Source organism: Streptomyces huasconensis (genome assembly GCF_021028635.1).
GTDB classification, from domain to species: domain Bacteria; phylum Actinomycetota; class Actinomycetes; order Streptomycetales; family Streptomycetaceae; genus Streptomyces; species Streptomyces huasconensis.
Window position 1 is genome coordinate 7,209,393 of the sequence record NZ_CP086119.1, and the last position, 17,542, is coordinate 7,226,934.

The 17,542-nt window shown below is 72.1% G+C and carries 15 protein-coding genes; 7 read left to right on the forward strand and 8 right to left on the reverse strand.

Features of this window, described 5'->3' with window-relative positions; genetic code table 11:
• Position 1: 1 nt before the first annotated feature.
• Entirely contained in the window at positions 2–1,207 is a 1,206-nt protein-coding gene (locus J2N69_RS32185; RefSeq protein ID WP_230903845.1) for a radical SAM protein, read from the reverse strand.
• 138 nt (positions 1,208–1,345) lie between these two features.
• Complete coding sequence (locus tag J2N69_RS32190) at positions 1,346–2,086, reverse strand: Clp protease N-terminal domain-containing protein (protein ID WP_230903846.1); 741 nt, start codon at positions 2,084–2,086, stop codon at positions 1,346–1,348.
• A gap of 134 nt (positions 2,087–2,220) precedes the next feature.
• On the opposite strand from J2N69_RS32190, the gene J2N69_RS32195 reads away from it, so the two are divergent.
• The gene (locus tag J2N69_RS32195) at positions 2,221–3,042 is read left to right on the forward strand and encodes a DUF1963 domain-containing protein (protein WP_230903847.1); all 822 of its coding nucleotides are present in this window, start codon (positions 2,221–2,223) and stop codon (positions 3,040–3,042) included.
• Positions 3,043–3,384: 342 nt separating this feature from the next.
• Positions 3,385–5,223: a helix-turn-helix domain-containing protein gene (locus J2N69_RS32200; protein WP_230904967.1), complete on the forward strand. Its 1,839-nt coding sequence runs from the start codon at positions 3,385–3,387 to the stop codon at positions 5,221–5,223.
• 160 nt (positions 5,224–5,383) lie between these two features.
• Here J2N69_RS32200 and J2N69_RS32205 read toward each other — a convergent pair whose 3' ends face one another.
• Positions 5,384–6,292: a LysR family transcriptional regulator gene (locus tag J2N69_RS32205; RefSeq protein WP_230903848.1), complete on the reverse strand. Its 909-nt coding sequence runs from the start codon at positions 6,290–6,292 to the stop codon at positions 5,384–5,386.
• 70 nt (positions 6,293–6,362) lie between these two features.
• Between J2N69_RS32205 and J2N69_RS32210 the strand changes: the two genes are divergently transcribed.
• From J2N69_RS32210 to J2N69_RS32220, 3 genes are all read left to right on the forward strand, one after another.
• Entirely contained in the window at positions 6,363–7,007 is a 645-nt protein-coding gene (locus J2N69_RS32210; RefSeq protein WP_230903849.1) for a maleylpyruvate isomerase family mycothiol-dependent enzyme, read from the forward strand.
• Between the two features lie 155 nt (positions 7,008–7,162).
• Positions 7,163–8,818 carry a cytochrome bc1 complex cytochrome b subunit gene (gene qcrB / locus J2N69_RS32215; RefSeq protein WP_127913208.1) on the forward strand — a complete coding sequence of 552 codons (1,656 nt, stop codon included), beginning with the start codon at positions 7,163–7,165 and terminating at the stop codon, positions 8,816–8,818.
• A gap of 29 nt (positions 8,819–8,847) precedes the next feature.
• Positions 8,848–9,699: a metallophosphoesterase family protein gene (locus tag J2N69_RS32220; protein WP_230903850.1), complete on the forward strand. Its 852-nt coding sequence runs from the start codon at positions 8,848–8,850 to the stop codon at positions 9,697–9,699.
• A gap of 18 nt (positions 9,700–9,717) precedes the next feature.
• On the opposite strand, the gene J2N69_RS32225 is transcribed toward J2N69_RS32220, so the two are convergent.
• From J2N69_RS32225 to J2N69_RS32235, 3 genes are all read right to left on the reverse strand, one after another.
• Complete coding sequence (locus J2N69_RS32225; protein WP_230904968.1) at positions 9,718–11,583, reverse strand: potassium channel family protein; 1,866 nt, start codon at positions 11,581–11,583, stop codon at positions 9,718–9,720.
• 215 nt (positions 11,584–11,798) lie between these two features.
• The gene (locus J2N69_RS32230; RefSeq protein ID WP_230903851.1) at positions 11,799–13,097 is read right to left on the reverse strand and encodes an MFS transporter; all 1,299 of its coding nucleotides are present in this window, start codon (positions 13,095–13,097) and stop codon (positions 11,799–11,801) included.
• 76 nt (positions 13,098–13,173) lie between these two features.
• Positions 13,174–14,043, reverse strand: coding sequence for a hypothetical protein (locus J2N69_RS32235; protein ID WP_408056839.1), 870 nt, complete (start codon positions 14,041–14,043; stop codon positions 13,174–13,176).
• Between the two features lie 96 nt (positions 14,044–14,139).
• Here J2N69_RS32235 and J2N69_RS32240 point away from each other — a divergent pair, with 96 nt between their 5' ends.
• Together J2N69_RS32240 and J2N69_RS32245 are read left to right on the forward strand one after the other, a co-directional pair.
• Positions 14,140–15,486 carry a 6-phospho-beta-glucosidase gene (locus tag J2N69_RS32240; protein WP_230903852.1) on the forward strand — a complete coding sequence of 449 codons (1,347 nt, stop codon included), beginning with the start codon at positions 14,140–14,142 and terminating at the stop codon, positions 15,484–15,486.
• 89 nt (positions 15,487–15,575) lie between these two features.
• Complete coding sequence (locus tag J2N69_RS32245) at positions 15,576–15,965, forward strand: (2Fe-2S) ferredoxin domain-containing protein (RefSeq protein WP_230903853.1); 390 nt, start codon at positions 15,576–15,578, stop codon at positions 15,963–15,965.
• 29 nt (positions 15,966–15,994) lie between these two features.
• On the opposite strand, the gene J2N69_RS32250 is transcribed toward J2N69_RS32245, so the two are convergent.
• Positions 15,995–16,495, reverse strand: a complete 501-nt coding sequence (locus J2N69_RS32250; protein WP_230903854.1) for an FBP domain-containing protein — start codon at positions 16,493–16,495, stop codon at positions 15,995–15,997.
• Positions 16,496–16,550: 55 nt separating this feature from the next.
• Positions 16,551–17,471 carry an NADP-dependent oxidoreductase gene (locus tag J2N69_RS32255; RefSeq protein ID WP_230903855.1) on the reverse strand — a complete coding sequence of 307 codons (921 nt, stop codon included), beginning with the start codon at positions 17,469–17,471 and terminating at the stop codon, positions 16,551–16,553.
• Between the last annotated feature and the right edge of the window lie 71 nt (positions 17,472–17,542).

Sequence of the window (17,542 nt, forward strand, 5' to 3'; positions counted from 1 at the left end):
CTCAGACGAAGTCGCCGTGCAGGGTGCTGGGCACTTCCAGCGCGTACGCGTCCAGCGCCTCGTCCAGTTTGATCTGGCCGCGTTTGAGGAGTTCCAGGAGTTCGTTCTGCGGGCGGTAGAAACACGATTTGCACAGGTCGGTCCTGCGCGGGTTGGAGGCCTCCCATTCGGCGCGCGGACCGCCTTCGAGTACCTCCGCATATCCCTGCTCGATGACATTGCCGATGAGATAACGGCTGTTGAGGTGGACCTGTGGGCACGGATAGAGATTTCCGTCGGCGCCGACCGCCGTGACGAAACGGCTGTAGTGGCAGCGCTCGAAGTCGCCCTCGACCTCCTCGACCTGGTCCATCGGGCCGCGGTCCAGCTTGGGCACCGAGACCTCGAAGGCGTCGGTGGAGAGAGCCGCGGCCGCGGTGAGCGACTCGGCGATCTGCGGCATCACGGATTCGATGGTCTCGTGGCCGAGCGCGCTGTAGAACTCCGGCTCGAAGCGCACGTAATGCGCGCCGGATTCCCGGGCGATATGGGTCGCCGGGAGAATCTCGCGGTAATTCTGGAGCGTGATCACGTAGTTGAAGCCGATGCGAAAGTCCGGGTCGACGGCGCTCTCCCTGAGCCTGCCGACGGCTCCGACGAACCCCGAGAAGGTCTGCTCCCGGTCCCGGGTGATGGCGTCGAAGGTGGCCTCCGTGCCCGCGTTCAGGCCGATGCGGACCCAGGTGTGGGTCTCGGCGACACAGTCGGCGACCTTCGGCCGACCGAGGCGTGAGCCGTTGGTGATCAGCCCGATCCGCAGCCCGGCCGCGTGCCCGGCCCGGCAGATGTCGGTGTAGCCCGGGTGGATGGTGCACTCGCCGCTGCCGCAGAAGGTCACCGCGCGCCCGTCGTTCTCGGCGAACTCCCGCAGCAGCGTGACCGCCTTGTCGGTGGCGATGGAGTCCTTGAACGAGAACAGGTCGTAGAACTGCTCCTCGTTCGGTGAGTGGAAGTTGCAGAAATTGCAGCGCATATTGCAGGCGCCCATGATGCCGATCCGCATATGGACCGGCTTGATCTCCTGGCCCGCGACGAACCGTCGGAGCAATGCGCCGTGGGCCAGGACCTTCTGCGGTGAGTGCGCCTGATCGAGACTGACGAGGGGCAGTCCTTCACGGTTTTGGGGGGCTGCCATGTCGATGTCGCCGGCACCAGGTGTGCTGTTCACGAACCCCCCACGCAAGATGGATGTGCGTTGACGCTGTTCGAGACGGTCCTTGCGACAGTAGGGAGCCCCACCACACCTGTCAACGGGCCCGGAAATACGGCTGGTTGACGGCGATTGGCGATCTGGCGTGACGGGTGGTCAGGCGGTGGCCGGGCCGAGGTCGCGGAGGAAGTCGACGACCGAGGCCGTGATCTCCTCCTTGCCGAGGCCGAGGCCGGTGAGCGGCCCTTCGCCGTCCTCGAATTCGATGAGGGCGAGCAGGATGTGTTCGGTGCCGATGTAGTTGTGGCCGAGGCGCAGCGCTTCCCGGAAGGTCAGTTCGAGCACCTTGCGGGCCCCCGCGTCGTACGGCACGAGTTCGGGCACCTCGACGGCGGTCGCGGGCAGTGCGTCCAGGGCGGCCCGGCGTACGTCGTCCAGGGGGACGCCCTGCGCGGTGATCGCCTTGGCGGCGAGGGCCTCCGGCTCGCTCAGCAGGCCGAGGACCAGGTGCTCGGTGCGGATCTCGTCGTGCTGGGCCGCCTTGGCCTCGTGGTGCGCGGCCATCAGGACGCTCTTGGCCCGGGGTGTGAAGCGGCTGAAGCCCTGGCTGGGGTCGAGGTCGTTCGTCTCGCCCGGCTTCTTGGGCACGAACCGCTTCTGGGCGGCCTGCCGGGTGACGCCCATGCTCTTGCCGATGTCGGTCCAGGACGCGCCGGAGCGGCGCGCCTGGTCCACGAAGTGGCCGATGAGGTGGTCGGCGACGTCGCCGAGGTGGTCGGCGGCGATGACCGCGTCGGAGAGCTGGTCGAGGGCGTCGGTGTGGACCTTCTTGATGGCTTCGATGAGGTCGTCGAGGCGGACCGTGGGCGGCTGAGGAGTGCTGTCGGATCGCGTCATGTGACAACCGTAGGTTGACAGTTCGCGGGCGTCAACCATCAGTTGACGCGAGGTGGGTGCGAGTGCAACTTCCTTTCCGCTGCCATCCGTTGGGCCCTGTCACCGCCCGCTCATGGCCCCGTTAGGGTGGCCCGGTGACCGACGAGATCGTGGACGGACTGCGCGCCTTCCGAGTCGAGGCGATATCCCGAGGCCTGGCGTCGGAGGAGGTGGAGGAGTGGATACGTGGTGTCCTGCCGGCGGTGTACCTGGCCGAGGGCGGTGACGGCCCCCTCGTGGCCCGGATCGGCGGCGACCCCCTGCTGCCGCCCGGCGCGCCGAAGCCATCCGACCCCTTCGTGGCCTCCGTCGACCTCGCGGCCCTCCCGCCGGGGGCGACCCGCCTTCCTCTGCCCGCCGACGGCCGTCTGCTCTTCTTCTCCGGCTCCGATGTGCAGGGTACTGACGGGCAGGTGCCCGATGCGGTGCTGTACGTCCCCGCCGGGACCCCTACCACCCCGACCTCCCTCGCTCACAGCCGGCGCGAGCCGTACCGGCCGCGCGAACTCCGCACCGTATGGCACCAGCCGAGTGCGCAGATGCCGGAGAGCTACGCCCTCGACAGATGGGGCGACTTTCCCGAGGAAGAGCAGTTCGAACTCGCCGACGAACTCAGCGACGCCTGGGCACGCGTGGGTGGCTACCGCCCTCCCTGGGCCCTGCAGATCGGCGGCCATCCGGTCTCGCCCCAGAACGACCCCGTCCACTACGCCCGTACGCCCGAGGAGGCCGGCCCCTGCGAGCCGGGCGGCGCGGCCCACGGAGAGGACGCCGACGACTGGGCTCTCCTGGCCACCTGGAGGTGCGGTGACGACGTCACGGAACTGGACTCCGGCGTGGCCCACTGGGTGATCCGCCACCGGGACCTGATGGCCCGGCGCTTCGACCGGGTCCACCGCTACGTCGAAATGGCCTGACCGCGCGGGGCGGGGACCGCCCGCTCCCTCTCCCGCAGCCGCAGCCGCAGCAAGTAAGGCAGGCCCACGCGCTGCCTCGTCCCCGCGGCGCGTCCTCGGCGGGGGAGTCCACCGGATGGTGAACGGTCCCCACCCGCCGCCGATGTGCCCGGCCCATCGACCGCACCCACCCTGCCGGGAGACGATCGGCCCATGCCTCCCACCACGAAGGGCGCGGGTCACGCCGAACGCCGGGCGGGTCACGCCGAACCCCAGGCAGGCCATGCCGAACCCCCGGCGGGCGATGCCGAACACCGGACAGGCCATGCCGAACCCCAGGCGGGCCTGCGTAGCCTGCTCGACATGCTCGACCGGGGCGCACCCGCCGAGGACTTCGCGCGCCCCGCCGCCCGCGCCCGCGAGGCCGGCGCCGCGGCCGAGGACCTCGCGGCGCTCGACGAGGCCACCGATGTGGCGCTGCGCGTCCACCGCACCCTCGGCGCGCACCGCCGCCGCGAGGCCGAACTCACCGCGCTGTTCGACACCGCGAGCGACCTGGCCGCGCTGCGCGACCCCGACGCGGTGCTACGGGCCATCGTGCGCCGCGCCAAGCTGCTCCTGGGCACGGACGTCACGTACCTCTCGCTCAACGACGAAGCCGCCGGCGACACCTACATGCGGGTGACCGACGGGAGCGTCGCCGCGGCCTTCCAGCAGCTGCGGCTCGGCATGGGCGAGGGCCTCGGCGGCCTCGTCGCCCAGACCGCCCGCCCCTACGTCACCGGCGACTACCAGCACGACCCCCGCTTCCACCACACCGACGCCATCGACAGCGCCGTCCGCCAGGAAGGGCTGCGGGCCATCCTCGGCGTCCCCTTGCGGCTCGGCTCCCGCGTCATCGGCGTGCTGTACGCCGCCGACCGCGCCGCCCGCGAGTTCGCGAGGGAGGAGATCGTGCTGCTCTCCTCCCTCGCCGACCACGCCGCCATCGCCATCGACGGGGCGCGCCTCCTCGAGGAGACCCGGGCCGCGCTCGTCGACCTGAACGCCGCCACGGAGACCATCCGGGCCCACAGCCAGGCCATGCGCCGGGCGGAACAGGCCCACGACCAGCTCACCGACCTCGTCCTGCGCGGCGGCGACACGGGCGACGTGGCCGACGGCATCGCCGCCCTCCTCGACGGCGGCGTCCTCATCCACGACGTGGACGGCGTCGAACTGGCCCGCACCGCCGCCGCGCCGCTGCCCCCGCCCGCCCAGGCCGTCGCCGCGTCACGCGCCAGCGGACGCGCGGTCCCGCAGGACGGCACCTGGGTCTGCGCGGTCCTCGCCGGACCCGAACTCCTCGGCAGCATCGCCCTGACCGGACGCCCCGAACTCGCCGACGCCGACCGACGGCTGTTCGAACGCGCGAGCGTCGTCACCGCCCTGCTCCTGCTGCTGCGCCGGTCCGTCGCCGAGACCGAGGACCGGGTGCGCGGCGAACTCCTGAACGACCTGCTGTCCCCCACCGGCGACCCGGTCAGCCTGACGGGCCGGGCCCGCCGCCTCGGCGTCCGGCTCGACAGCGGGCACGCGGTGTTCGTCACCCACAGCGAGAGCGCCTCCCGGCAGCGGCTGCTCGCCGCCGCCCACCGCGTCGCCCGCGCGCGCAGCGGCCTGGCCGGACTCCACCACGACGGTGTGGTGCTCGTGACCCCCACCGGCGCTCCGGGCGACGACGCCCGTACGCTCGCCGCCGAGCTGGGCCAGGCCGTCGGCGCCGCGGTCACGGTCGGCGCCGCCGGGCCCGCGCAGGATTCCGCCGGGCTGCCAGGTGCCCACGCGGAGGCGTCACGCTGCCTCTCCGCACTGCGGGCGCTCGGCCACGCCGGTCATGGCGCCGCCCTCGCCGACCTCGGCTTCGTCGGGATGCTCATCGGTGAACAGGCCGACCTCGGCGGCTATGTCCGGGCCACGCTCGGTCCTCTCCTCGACTACGACGCCGAGCGCGGCACGGAGCTGGTCCGCACCCTGGAGGCGTATTTCGGGGAGGACCGCAGTCTTACGCGGGCCAAGGCCGCGTTGCATGTGCATGTGAACACGGTGGTGCAGCGGTTGGAGAGGGTGGGGCGGTTGCTGGGGGGTGACTGGAACAGTCCTGCGCGGAGTCTGGAGGTGCAGCTTGCGTTGCGGCTGCACCGGTTGACTCCGTCGGTTTGACGGGGCTGTTGCGTGGGGGGTGGTTGCGTGGGGGTGGTGGCTTTGGTGCGCGGTCGCGGCTGCCGGGGGTGGTTTGTTGGCGGGTGCGGGTTGGGTGTGGTTGGGCGCGCAGTTCCCCGCGCCCCTTTGGGGGCGCAGGCCCCTTGCGGGGCGCCGCCCCTTACCGGGGCGGTAGTTCTGCTCGTAGGCGGGTGAGGAGTGTTTGGGCCGCGGGGGTTGGTGGGCCGTCCGTGCGCCAGGTCAGGGCTATGCGGCCGCGCAGGGGCGGATCGGTGATCGGCAGGGTGTGCAGGCCCAGGACCGCGGTCGCCTCCTCGGGCAGTGCGGGCAGTACCGCCACCCCGAGGCCGCGCGCGGCGAGCCGGATCAGGACGTCGGGGGTGGCCGCCTCGAAGGCGATGCGCGGCCGGAAGCCCGCCTCGGCGCACGCCCCGTCGAGGACCCCGCGCAGGCCGGTGCCGCGCGGCAGGCTGATCAGCGGGCGGTCCGCGAGGTCGGCCAGCAGCACCTCCCCGCGGCCCCCGGCGCGCAGCAGCGGATCGCCCGGAGCCACCACGGCGACCAGCGGCTCGTCGACCACCATGGCCAGCGAGACACCAGGCGGCGGCTCGCCCGCCGCGAGGCCTAGCAGCGCGATGTCCAGCTCACCCTGGCGCAGCGCGGTGAGCATCCGGTCGGAGGAGTCCTCCCTGAGGGAGATCTCGACCTCGGGGTGCGCGTCATGGAAGTCGGCGACCACGGACACCACGTCGAACTCATGGGTGGCGGCGCCCGACACGAGGCCCAGCGTGACCTGGCCGCGCAGCAGCCCCGCGAACTCGTCGGCCGTGGCGCGGGCACCGTCGACGGCGGCGAGCGCGGCCCGCGCGTAGGGCAGCACGGCCCGGCCCACCTCCGTCAGCGTCACCGCCCCACCCGAGCGGTCCAGCAGGCGGTGGCCCAACTCCCGTTCCAGACGGCGGATCTGCGCGCTCACGCCGGGCTGCGCCAGATGCAGCCGGGCCGCTGCACGCGTGAAGTTCGCCTCCTCGACCACGGCGACGAAGTACTGAAGCTGCCGGAGTTCCATAACCGATGATGCTAGCGGCGAGAACAAGTGGCTCTTGGACTTATGGCCGAGCCTTGATCACCCTGGAGACATGGGGAAGACCACAGAGAACGTGCACCACATCCGTGCCGAGATCGCCGCCGAGCGCCAGGAACTCGCCCGTACTTTCGCGGAGTTGCGCCCTGAGCAGTGGAACTCCCCCTCCCTCTGCGCGGGCTGGCGCGTACGCGAGGTCGTCGCCCACATGTCCCTCGGCTTCCGCCACACGCTGCCGAGGACGCTCCTCGAACTCCTCAAGGCGCGCGGCAGCCTGCACCGCGTGACGGACCGCTGCGCCCGGGCGGACGCCGTCCGCTACTCGCCCGCCGAACTCGTCGCGCACATCAGGGAGAACGCCCACCACCCCTGGACACCCCCGGTCGGCGGCTACACCTCCGCGCTGGGCCACGACGTGGTGCACGGCCTCGACGTCACGGTCGCCCTCAACATGTCCCGAGAGGTCCCGTCCGAGCGCGTCCGCGTCCTGCTGGAGACCGTCGACGCCAAGAGCCTCAAGTTTTTCGGCGCCGACCTCACGGGCGTCGAGCTGCGCGCCGACGACCTCGACTGGCGGCACGGCAGCGGCACCCCCGTGCACGGCGCCGCCCAAGACCTCCTGCTCGTCGCGTTCGGCCGCAAGGTGCCGCCGGGCCGGCTCCGCGGCGAGGGGTGCGAGCGTTTCCTCCTGAGTGAATAACACTCCTGCCGTGAATGGCTTCTGCCGTGAGTGACTCCTGAGGCGGATGACTCTCGCGGTGAACCCGAGGTTTCTGGCCGCCAGTTGTCACACACCGGCCTGTTGGATACGTCATACATGCGACCTACTCTGGTAGCCGCCTGAAAGGGAGTCGCATGAGCGGAAGCATCGAGCGCACCGGGGCACGCGGGCGACCGGGCCGGTCCGGGCGGCCGGGCAGGGGTGAGCGCGTCGCGGACTGGGCGGACGGGCGCCTCGGGATCAACACCCTGGCCAAGAGCCAGATGCGCAAGATCTTTCCCGATCACTGGTCGTTCATGTTCGGCGAGATCTGCCTCTACAGCTTCCTGATCCTGATCCTCACCGGCACGTATCTGACCCTCTTCTTCGAGCCGAGCATGGCCGAGGTCACGTATGACGGCCCGTACGTGCCGCTCAAGGGCCTCCAGGTGTCACGGGCGTTCGAGTCCACGCTGGAGATCAGCCTGGAGGTGCGCGGCGGTCTGCTGATCCGGCAGATCCACCACTGGGCGGCGCTCGTCTTCATCGCGGGCATGTTCGTGCACATGATGCGGGTGTTCTTCACCGGCGCCTACCGCAAGCCGCGCGAGCTGAACTGGCTCTTCGGCTGGACCCTGTTGATGCTCGCCATCATCACCGGTCTGACCGGGTACTCGCTCCCGGACGACATGCTCTCCGGCACCGGCGTCCGCTTCGCGCACGGCGCGATCCTCTCGATCCCGGTGGTCGGCACGTACCTCGCCTTCTTCCTGTTCGGCGGCGAGTTCCCGGGCGAGGACATCGTGGCGCGGTTCTACCCGATCCACATCCTGCTGCTGCCGGGCATCATGCTCGGGCTGGTCGTGGCCCATCTGATCCTGGTCTTCTACCACAAGCACACCCAGTTCGCGGGGCCGGGAAAGACCGAGAAGAACGTGGTCGGCGCGCCGTTCCTGCCCGTCTACGTCGCCAAGGCGGGCGGCTTCTTCTTCCTCGTCTTCGGCGTGCTCGCGATCATGGGCGCGGTCGCCTCCATCAACCCGGTCTGGGCGATCGGCCCCTACCGCCCCGACATGGTCTCCACCGGCGCCCAGCCCGACTGGTACCTCGGCTTCTCCGAGGGGCTGATCCGCGTGATGCCCGCCTGGGAGATCAACATCTGGGGGCACACGCTCGTCCTGGGCGTCTTCATCCCCTTCATGCTCTTCCCGCTGATCATGACGGCGATCGCGGTCTATCCGTTCATCGAGGCCTGGATCACGGGCGACAAGCGGGAACACCACATCGCGGACCGGCCCCGCAACGTACCCGTGCGCACCGGGCTCGGCGTCGCCTGGCTGACGCTGTACTTCGTCCTGCTCATCGGCGGCGGCAACGACATCGTCGCCACCCACCTGCACCTGTCCATCAACACCATCACGTGGTTCGTGCGCATCTCCTTCTTCGCGGCGCCCGTCATCGCCTACCTCGTCACGTACCGGATCTGCCTCGGCCTCCAGCACAGGGACCGGGACAAGGCGCTGCACGGCCGGGAGAGCGGCACCATCAAACGCCTGCCGCACGGTGAGTACGTGGAGATCCACGAGCCGCTGCCGCAGGGGGAGCTGTACCGTCTGACCGCCCACGAACAGCCGCAGCCCTACGAGATCGGCCCCCTGGTCGACGCCAACGGCGTGGCCCGCAAGGTGCCCCGCTCCGAACGCCTGCGCTCCCGCCTCTCCCGCGCCATGTACGGGCCCAAGGCGCAGGTGCCCAAGGCGACCCCGGAGGAGTACCTCGCGATCCAGCGGGGCGAAGTCGATCACCACTGACGGAACAACTCGGTTAGCCTCGCACGGTGATGGCATCCGAGAGCACCCCGAAGCTGTTGGCGATCAGCGACCTGCACGTCGCGTACGCGGAGAACAGGCAGTACGTCGAGACCATCCGGCCACAGACGGACGGGGACTGGCTGATCGTGGCCGGCGACGTCGCCGAGCGCATGGCCGACGTCGAGTGGGCGCTGCGCACGCTCGCCGGGCGCTTCGCCAAGGTGGTGTGGTCGCCGGGCAACCACGAGCTGTGGACGCCCAAGGACGATCCGGTCCAGCTGCGCGGCGAGGAGCGCTACCAGCACCTCGTCGCGCTCTGCCGCGAGCTCGGGATCTCCACCCCCGAGGACCCCTACCCGGTCTGGCGCGGCGCGGGCGGCCCCGTCACCGTCGCCCCGCTCTTCCTCCTCTACGACTACAGCTTCCGCCCCGAGGGGACCCACACCAAGGAGGAGGCGCTCGCCGTCGCGCACGAGGCGGGCGTGGTCTGCACCGACGAGTACTTCCTGCACCCCGACCCCTACGCGACCCGCGACGACTGGTGCCGCGCCCGGATCGCGCTGACCGAGGAACGCCTCACCGAGCGGCCCGACGGCCTGCCCACCGTCCTCATCAACCACTGGCCGCTGCTGCGCGAACCCACCCGCATCCTGCGCTACCCCGAGTTCGCCCTGTGGTGCGGCACCGAGCTGAGCGCGGACTGGCACGTGAAGTACAACGCGGCGGCCGTCGTCTACGGCCATCTGCACATCCCGCGCACCACCTGGCACGACGGCGTACGTCACGTGGAGGCGTCGGTCGGCTACCCCCGCGAGTGGCGCAGGGACTTCCACCCCGACCCGCACCTGCGCCAGATCCTGCCGGTGCCGGACGAGGGCTGAGCCCGGACCGAAGCTCTCCTACGGGCGCGCCGGCAGCGGTCTGCGGGCGAGGAGTTCGGCCAGGCCCTGCCGGGTGGCCGCCAGGACGACGCGGTCCTGCGGCCGCAGCACGTACTGCGGGTCCATGTCCCACTCCAGGCCCGACTCCGCGCCGGACGAGCGCTCCAGGGCGACCACGCGCCACGCCCCGGGCCGGAACACCTCGGCCACGGTGCGGCCGGTCAGCTGCGGCTGGAGCGAGACGTCGAGCGCCGCGAAGAGCAGCACGGAGCGCTCGACGGGCAGCGCGCCCAGGATCTGGCGGCCCATCATCGCCCCGGCGAAGGCGGGCGCGGCCAGCGTCGACACGCTGCGGCTGCGCGTGAGGGCGCCGGGGTGCGCGGCCCGCAGGGTGCGGTAGACGGCAGTGGCGAACGCGTCGTCGTACAGCCGCAGCGACACCCGCAGATCGGGCCGCACCGACCGTGCGTACAGGGCCGCTTCGAGGTTGATGGTGTCCGCGCTGGTCACGGCGAGCAGGGCGTGCGCGCGGTGGATCTTGGCGGCCTCCAGGACGCCCTCCTCGGTGACGTCGCCGATCACCGTGGGCACGCGCAGCCGCCGGGCCAGGGAGATGCCGCGCGCCTCCGGGTCCGCCTCCACGCACACCACCGGGATGTCCAGTTCCCGCAGCCGGGCCAGGACCCGGGTGCCGATCTTGCCGAGGCCGAGCAGGACCACGTGCCCGGAGAGGCCGCGTGGCGGACGGCGCAGCGAGGACGCGGTGCGGAAGGTGCCGAGGGCCTCCAGGACGGCCGCGAACAGGATCGGCAGCAGCAGCAACCCGATCAGCCCGGCCAGGAGCTGGAGGATCTGGCGGCTCATCGGCCCCTCGGTCGCGGGGTCATTGATCGAGAAGAGGTCGAGGAGGGTGAGGTACGTGGCGTGCAGCGGGGAGCCGCCCGCCGTCACGATCGAGGCGATCGCGAGCCCCAGGACAGCGGCGGCGAACCCGGCCACCGACCAGCGCAGCCGCCGCGAGAACAGCTGGCGCAGCGGTACCCCGCGCCCCGCCAGGAACCCGGGCGGCGGCGCGGACCCGGAGTACGACACGGCCTCCAGGACCAGCGCGCCCCGGCCCGGCGCGGCGGCCACGGCGTCGTCGTCGGGCAGCAGCCGCGGGCCCGCGCCGCCGCCCGCCTCGTCCGAACCCTCCGCGCCCGCCGGGTCGTTGGCGGTGGCCGAGAGCAGCGCCAGCGTGGCGAGACCGCGCGGCGCCACGTCGCCCGGCTCGGGCGGCGTACGCTCCACGGCGCGCAGCAGCAGCCCGTCCGCGTGGACGACCTTGCTGGTCCCCGCGACGGCGGTGGCGGCGAGCGCCGGGGCGGCGGTGTCGGCGTCGGACAGCACGGTGACGGTGGCGTCGGTGGTGTCCAGGCCGGCCACGGCGGCCGCCTGGTCGAGCAGCTCCTCCAGGTGCTGCCCCAGCTTGCGGTTGTAGAGCCGGATCACCAGCCGCAGCCGGGGGTTGAGGCGCCGGGCGGCCAGAGCGGCGCGGATGTTGGTCTCGTCGTCGTCATGGACGAGAGCGAGGGCGCCGGCCCGCGGAACGCCCGCGTCGATGAGTGCGTCGTCACCGATCTCGGCGGCTTCGACCGTCCGCGGGACCGGCCCCTCGGCCTCGCCGCCTCCGCTGCCACCTCCGTTGCCGTTCCCCGCGGTACGGGAGACCACGGCGGTGATCCGTCCGAGCAGCGCCGTGGTCCGGGCCCGTCCCGTCGGCGACGGGGACCGCTCCCCGCCGCCCGCGGGCGGCACGACGAGGACGACCTGCTCGCCGTAGACGTCACGGAGTTCGGCGGCGAGCCGGTGCGCCAGGGCCTCGCCACCGCCGCAGACGACCATGTGGCCGGTGGCGGGGAACGGCGGGCGCTGCGGGGGAAGCGAAGATGCGTACGACACAGGGAGAAGAGTGCCTCAACGGGGACCATAACGCGGGCCGCGCCACCCCCCCCGGACGAGATCCGCGAGCGCTTGACCGGCCTCACGGAAGCGCCCCCCGAGTGGGCGGGCCGCTCGATCACGGCCGTGCCGAAGGGCGCCCAACGCTCCCGCTTCTCCTAGCGCTCCAACTCCTTGTGCGCCGTCTCCGGAAGACGCAGATACACCACCGACGACGCCAGGCAGATCACGGCCACGTACCAGGGGAAAAGGCCGGGCCTGTCGATCTCCTTGAACAGGGTGCCCATGTACGGGGCCGTGCCGCCGAACAGCGCGACGGTGAGGGAGTACGGGAAACCGATCCCGGCGGCCCGCACCCGCGCGGGGAACACCTCCGCGTTCACGGCCGCCGAGATCGACGTGAAGCCGGTGAGCAGCACCATGCCCGCGCAGCTCACCAGCAGCAGCGAACCGAACGACCCGCTGAGCGACTTGAGCAGCGGCACGCTCAGGACCGCGAAGCCGACACCGAAGAAGAGCAGCAGCGGCCTGCGGCCCACCCGGTCGGAGAGCAGCCCGCCGACCGGCTGGAGCAGCGTGAAGAACGCGAGGGAGAGGGTGCCCGCGAGCAGCGCCTGGCTCTTGTTGATGTCGGTGTTCAGCTCGGCGTACGTCGGCAGGTACGACGTCCACGTGTAGTACGCGATGGTGCCGCCCGCCGTGATGCCGCAGATCAGCAGCGACTGGCGCGGGTGGTGGCGCAGCGCGTCGAACAGGCCGGGCCGGGCGTCCGGTTCGGCGGGCGCGCGGTGCGTCTCGTGGGCGCCCTGCCTGATCCAGAAGCCGACCAGGCTGAGCACCGCGCCGAGGAGGAAGGGCAGCCGCCAGCCCCAGCCGTCCATCTGCCCGTCGGAGAGCGTGGCGACCAGCAGGGCCGCGATGCCGGAGGCGGCCAGCTGGCCCGCGCTCGTGGAGACGTACTGGAAACTGGAGAACAGACCCCGTCGCCGCGGCCCCGCCGACTCCACGAGGAAGGTCGTCGACGCCGCGAACTCGCCGCCCACGGAGAGCCCCTGGAGGAGCCGCGCCGCGACGAGCACCGCCGGAGCGAGCACGCCCACGGACGCGTACGTCGGGGTCAGGCCGACGAGCAGACTGCTGCCGCCCATCAGCAGGATGGTGACGGTCAGCGCGGCCCGCCTGCCACGCCGGTCGGCGACGGCGCCCATGAGCAGCCCGCCCACGGGCCGCATGAAGAAGCCGACGGCGAAGACGGCGAACGTGGAGAGCAGTGGAACCAGGGAGTTGTCGGCGCTCTTGGGGAAGACCTGGTCGGCGATGTAGGTGGCGAGGAAGGTGTACGCGTACCAGTCGTACCACTCCACGGCGTTGCCGACCGACGCGGCGAGCAACTGCCGTATCGGGCGCCGCTCGTGGGCGGGGGAGGCGTCGGTCACCTGCTGGTCGTGCTGTGTCATGATCACGACTTTCCCCTGCGGGGCGGCGCCCCACACGTCCTGTCCGCCAGACGGACACCGGGCCGCCCCGTGAGACTCAGCCCGTCGTCGGCTTGTACGTGTACACCGCCGTCGTCACCAGACAGGGCGCGGGCGGCACCACCTCGACCCGCAGCGTGCGCCGCGCGGAGTCGTAGTCCACGCCCTCCGTCTCGAAGGAACCCGAGCAGACACTGCGCTGCGGCACCGCGAAGAGGGACGAGACACGGCCGGTCACCGGCCGGCCGTCGAGCGCCCGCTCCAAGTCGACCTGGAGGACCGGCCGGTCCTCGGGGAACAGTTCTCTGGACGCGTCGTTGGACGCGCACACCAGCCGGGTCGCGGAGGCGAAGTCGCAGCCCTGGATGTCGCGCACCGGCTTGTTGAGCGTGATCTGCCCGGCCTGGGGCAGCGCGCCGCCGCCCGGCGGAGTCGAGGGGTTGAGCAGCGGGGCGGGGAAGACCTGGAGCCGTCTCTGGTCGCCCCACTCGCCGGAGACCAGCCACCGCGCGTCGGGCGAGACGGCGGCGAAGGAGTTGTTGAGCTTCTCGTCCGCGTCGAGCCGGTGCTCGTAGAGGTGCCGCTTGCCGTCCGGGGCGGTGACCGCGAACATCTTCGACGACGCGCCGTCACCGCCCTGATAGGCGTCGAAGGTGTGGCCGTTCGCGATGTCCGGGTCGCCTATGTGCCCCCAGCCCTTGACCCGCAGCCCCAGCGGTATCGAACCGAGGCCCCGATAGAGGAGGGAGCCGTCCGCGCGGCTCGCCAGACCCTGGCTGCCGGTGAGGGAGTTGACGTACGAGGTGCCGGACGCCTGCCAGCCGCCGGGCGAGGCGGGGGAGCCGGGTGCGGCCGACGCGCCGCCGCCCGTCATCACCGCCAGAGTGACGGCACCGAACAGGGCGGTTGATGCCTTCCAAAGGGTCATCGGGGCGCTACCTCCGTGGGGGGTCGGAACGCTGCCGCGCCATCGTACGTAACGTGAGCCCCGGCGATAACAGTCCGACAGAAGGCGGTTGAAGACGTGAAGCTGGCAATTCTCGGCGGTGGCGGGTTCCGCGTGCCGCTCGTGTACGGGGCCCTCCTCGGCGACCGTGCCGAGGGCCGCGTCACCGACGTCGTCCTGCACGACCTGGACGCGGACCGGCTCGGAGCCATCGCCCGCGTCCTCGCGGAGCAGGCGGCGGGCGTCCCGGACGCACCGACCGTCACGGCCACCACCGACCTCGACGAGGCCCTGCGCGGCGCCGACTTCGTGTTCTCCGCGATCCGCGTCGGCGGCCTGGAGGGACGCGCCGCCGACGAACGCGTCGCCCTCGCGGAAGGCGTCCTCGGGCAGGAGACGGTCGGCGCGGGCGGCATCGCGTACGGGCTGCGGACCGTGCCCGTCGCCGTCGACATCGCGCGCCGCGTCGCCCGGCTCGCCCCCGACGCCTGGGTCATCAACTTCACCAACCCCGCGGGCCTGGTGACCGAGGCCATGTCCCGCCACCTCGGCGACCGCGTCATCGGCATCTGCGACTCACCCGTGGGCCTCGGCCGCAGGGTCGCGCAGGTGCTCGGCGGCGACCCCGACGAGGCGTTCATCGACTACGTCGGGCTCAACCACCTCGGCTGGCTGCGCGGGCTGCACATCAGGGGCCGCGACGAACTGCCGCGGCTGCTCGCCGACCACGGCCTCCTCGCCTCCTTCGAGCAGGGCAGGCTCTTCGGCGCCGACTGGCTCCAGTCGCTCGGCGCCATCCCCAACGAATACCTGCACTACTACTACTTCAACCGCGACACCGTCCGCGCCTACCAGCAGGCCGAGCGGACCCGAGGCGCCTTCCTCCACGACCAGCAGGCCCGCTTCTACGCCGAAATGCGGCACCCCGGCACCCCCGCTCTCCAGGCCTGGCGCGACACCCTCGCCGAGCGCGAGGCGGCGTACATGGCCGAGAACCGGGAAGCGGCCGGCGTGGGGGAGCGGGCCGAGGAGGACCTGGAGTCCGGCGGGTACGAGAAGGTCGCCCTCGCGCTGATGCGAGCCATCGCGCGCGACGAACGGGCGACACTGATCCTCAACGTCCGCAACGGCACCACCCTCGCCGCGCTCGACGCCGACGCCGTCATCGAGGTGCCGTGCTCCGTCGACGCCAACGGCGCCCACCCCCTGTCGGTGGCCCCGCTGCCGGGGCACGCCACCGGGCTGGTGTGCGCGGTCAAGGCCGTGGAACGCGAGGTGCTCGCCGCGGCGGACAGCGGGTCGCTCGCCACCGCCGTCAAGGCGTTCGCGCTGCACCCGCTCGTCGACTCCGTGACGGTGGCCCGGCGCCTGGTGGAGGGGTACCGGGAGGTGCATCCCGGGCTCGCGTACCTCGGCCGCCGGTAGCGGGGCGGCCGCCTCGCGGGGCCGGTAGCCGGGGGGACAACACGGCACCTGCACCGCGGGGCGTCGAGCGGGCCTGAGATGATCACGGGATGAGTCCCGTCGTCTCCATCGGTGCCGCCGCCCGCCGCCCCTGCACGCTCGTCGTGTGCCGGGGCTGCTGCTGCGGCGACGCCCGCAAGAACCCCGGCATCGACCACGCCTGGCAGCTGGAGCGGCTGCGCTCGGCGGCGGCCGCCTCGCGGGGCCGGTTCGCGGTGCGCACGAGCGACTGCCTCGGGCCGTGCGGCCAGGCCAACATCGTCGTCGTCCAGCCCTCGTACGAGGGTCGCAGGCGCGGCGGCCGGGCGGCCTGGGTGGGCTTCGTCACCGACGACGAGTCGCTCGACGGGATACTCGCCTGGGCCGAGGCGGGCGGGCCGGGGCTCGCCGAGCCCTCGGCCACGCTCGCCCTCCAGCTGGTGGACCCGCGCACGGTCTGAACCGCCCGCCGCGCGGCCCCCGCCCCTGGTCAGCCGGCGAGCACCTGGTCCAGGAAGCCGTGGAGGTTCCGCAGCGTCCTGGCGTTCTGCTCCTCGGGCGAGAGGCTCTCCTCCATACGGCGGGCGAGCACCGTCGTCTTCTTCCCGCGGACGTAGAGGGAGCAGGCCAGGTCCGCGCAGATGTAGAGGCCGACCGAGTTGCCCTGGCGGCCCGCCGCCCCGGCCTTCGGGGCCACGAGCAGGGTGATGCCGGAGCCGGCCTGCGGGGTCACGCAGACCGAGCAGATGCTGGACTTGAGCAGGCTCTTGCGCGGCCCGGTCGAGGCGCGCAGCGCGATGCCCACGGCCTCGCCGTCCCGCCACGTCACCACATAGCCGCGCTCGGGGGCCTTGGGGTCACGCCAGCCCAGAAAGTCCAGGTCGTCCCAGGGAGTGTCGGCGAAGCCCGTCGGCAGCGTGAGCCTGTTCGCCTCGCCCTTCGAACAGTTCACGAAGGAGGCGCGGATCTCTTTTTCACTGACGGGTTCCATGATCCGGAACATATCAACGGATAAACGGAACCGTCCTCCTATTTTCCCCGGCGGCTCACCCGACCTCGATCACGATCTTCCCCCGGGCATGGCCGCCCTCCACCGCGCGCAGGGCCTCGCCCGCGCGGGCCAGGGGATAGGTGGCCGTGACGTACGGGCGCAGGACGCCCGCCGCGGCGAGCCGGGCCAGCTCCGCCAGGACCGCGGCGGTCCTGGCCCGCGCCACCGGGGCGCCGCCCAGCTCCCCGACCGTCTCCTTGGCGGCCGCCGTGATCAGCTTCGTACGGTCGCTCAGCAGGCCCGCGACCTCGGGCAGATCCGCGCCGCCGACCAGGTCGAAGACCGCGTCGACGCGACCGCCGGGCGCCGACTCCCGCACCCGCTCGGCCAGCCGGGGACCGCGCGCCACATGGACCGCCCCGAGCGACTCCACGAACTCCTTCTTGGCCGCGCCCGCCGTGCCGACCACGCGCAGCCCGAAGTGGCGGGCGAGCTGCGTCGCCGCGACGCCGACACCGCCCCCGGCACCGGTGATCAGCAGCGTCGCCCCGGCGGTCAGGCCGAGCTGCCGCAGTCCGTCGTACGCGGTGGCGGCCGCGACCGGCAGCACCGCCGCGTCCGTGAAGGAGACGTCCTGCGGCTTGTGCGCGGCGATGCCGGCCGGGACCAGCGTGAACCGCGCGTAGCCGCCGGTGACCGGGTTGCCGAACACCGCGTCCCCGACCGCGAACCCGGACACGCCGGGCCCGACCCGCTCCACGACGCCCGCGACCTCACTGCCCAGCACCTCGGGCCCCACCAACGGCCCCTGCCCGGGGCGGCGCTTGCCCGCGCGCAGTTTCCAGTCGACCGGGTTCACGCCGGCCGCGCGCACCGCGACGAGCAACTGCCCCGGTCCGGGTTCCGGAACGGGCAGGTCGGCAAAGGCCTCCACCTCGGGACCGCCGTGTTCGGTGAATACGTAGGCCGTGGGCATCCGGCTCCCTCGCTCAGTTCGTGCCGCTCGTACCGCGTGCTCAGTTTCCTCAGCGGATGACACCATGATCG

Coding starts and splice junctions, on each gene's coding strand:
- J2N69_RS32225 (WP_230904968.1), bottom strand. CDS start 11,583: ATGGTCGTCTGCGGCGGTGGCGAGGCCCTGGCGCACCGGCTCGCCGCC.
- J2N69_RS32205 (WP_230903848.1), bottom strand. CDS start 6,292: ATGGAACTCCGGCAGCTTCAGTACTTCGTCGCCGTGGTCGAGGAGGCG.
- J2N69_RS32235 (WP_408056839.1), bottom strand. CDS start 14,043: ATGACCCTTTGGAAGGCATCAACCGCCCTGTTCGGTGCCGTCACTCTG.
- qcrB (WP_127913208.1), top strand. CDS start 7,163: ATGAGCGGAAGCATCGAGCGCACCGGGGCACGCGGGCGACCGGGCCGG.
- J2N69_RS32200 (WP_230904967.1), top strand. CDS start 3,385: ATGCTCGACCGGGGCGCACCCGCCGAGGACTTCGCGCGCCCCGCCGCC.
- J2N69_RS32250 (WP_230903854.1), bottom strand. CDS start 16,495: ATGGAACCCGTCAGTGAAAAAGAGATCCGCGCCTCCTTCGTGAACTGT.
- J2N69_RS32245 (WP_230903853.1), top strand. CDS start 15,576: ATGAGTCCCGTCGTCTCCATCGGTGCCGCCGCCCGCCGCCCCTGCACG.
- J2N69_RS32190 (WP_230903846.1), bottom strand. CDS start 2,086: ATGACGCGATCCGACAGCACTCCTCAGCCGCCCACGGTCCGCCTCGAC.
- J2N69_RS32220 (WP_230903850.1), top strand. CDS start 8,848: ATGGCATCCGAGAGCACCCCGAAGCTGTTGGCGATCAGCGACCTGCAC.
- J2N69_RS32230 (WP_230903851.1), bottom strand. CDS start 13,097: ATGACACAGCACGACCAGCAGGTGACCGACGCCTCCCCCGCCCACGAG.
- J2N69_RS32210 (WP_230903849.1), top strand. CDS start 6,363: ATGGGGAAGACCACAGAGAACGTGCACCACATCCGTGCCGAGATCGCC.
- J2N69_RS32255 (WP_230903855.1), bottom strand. CDS start 17,471: ATGCCCACGGCCTACGTATTCACCGAACACGGCGGTCCCGAGGTGGAG.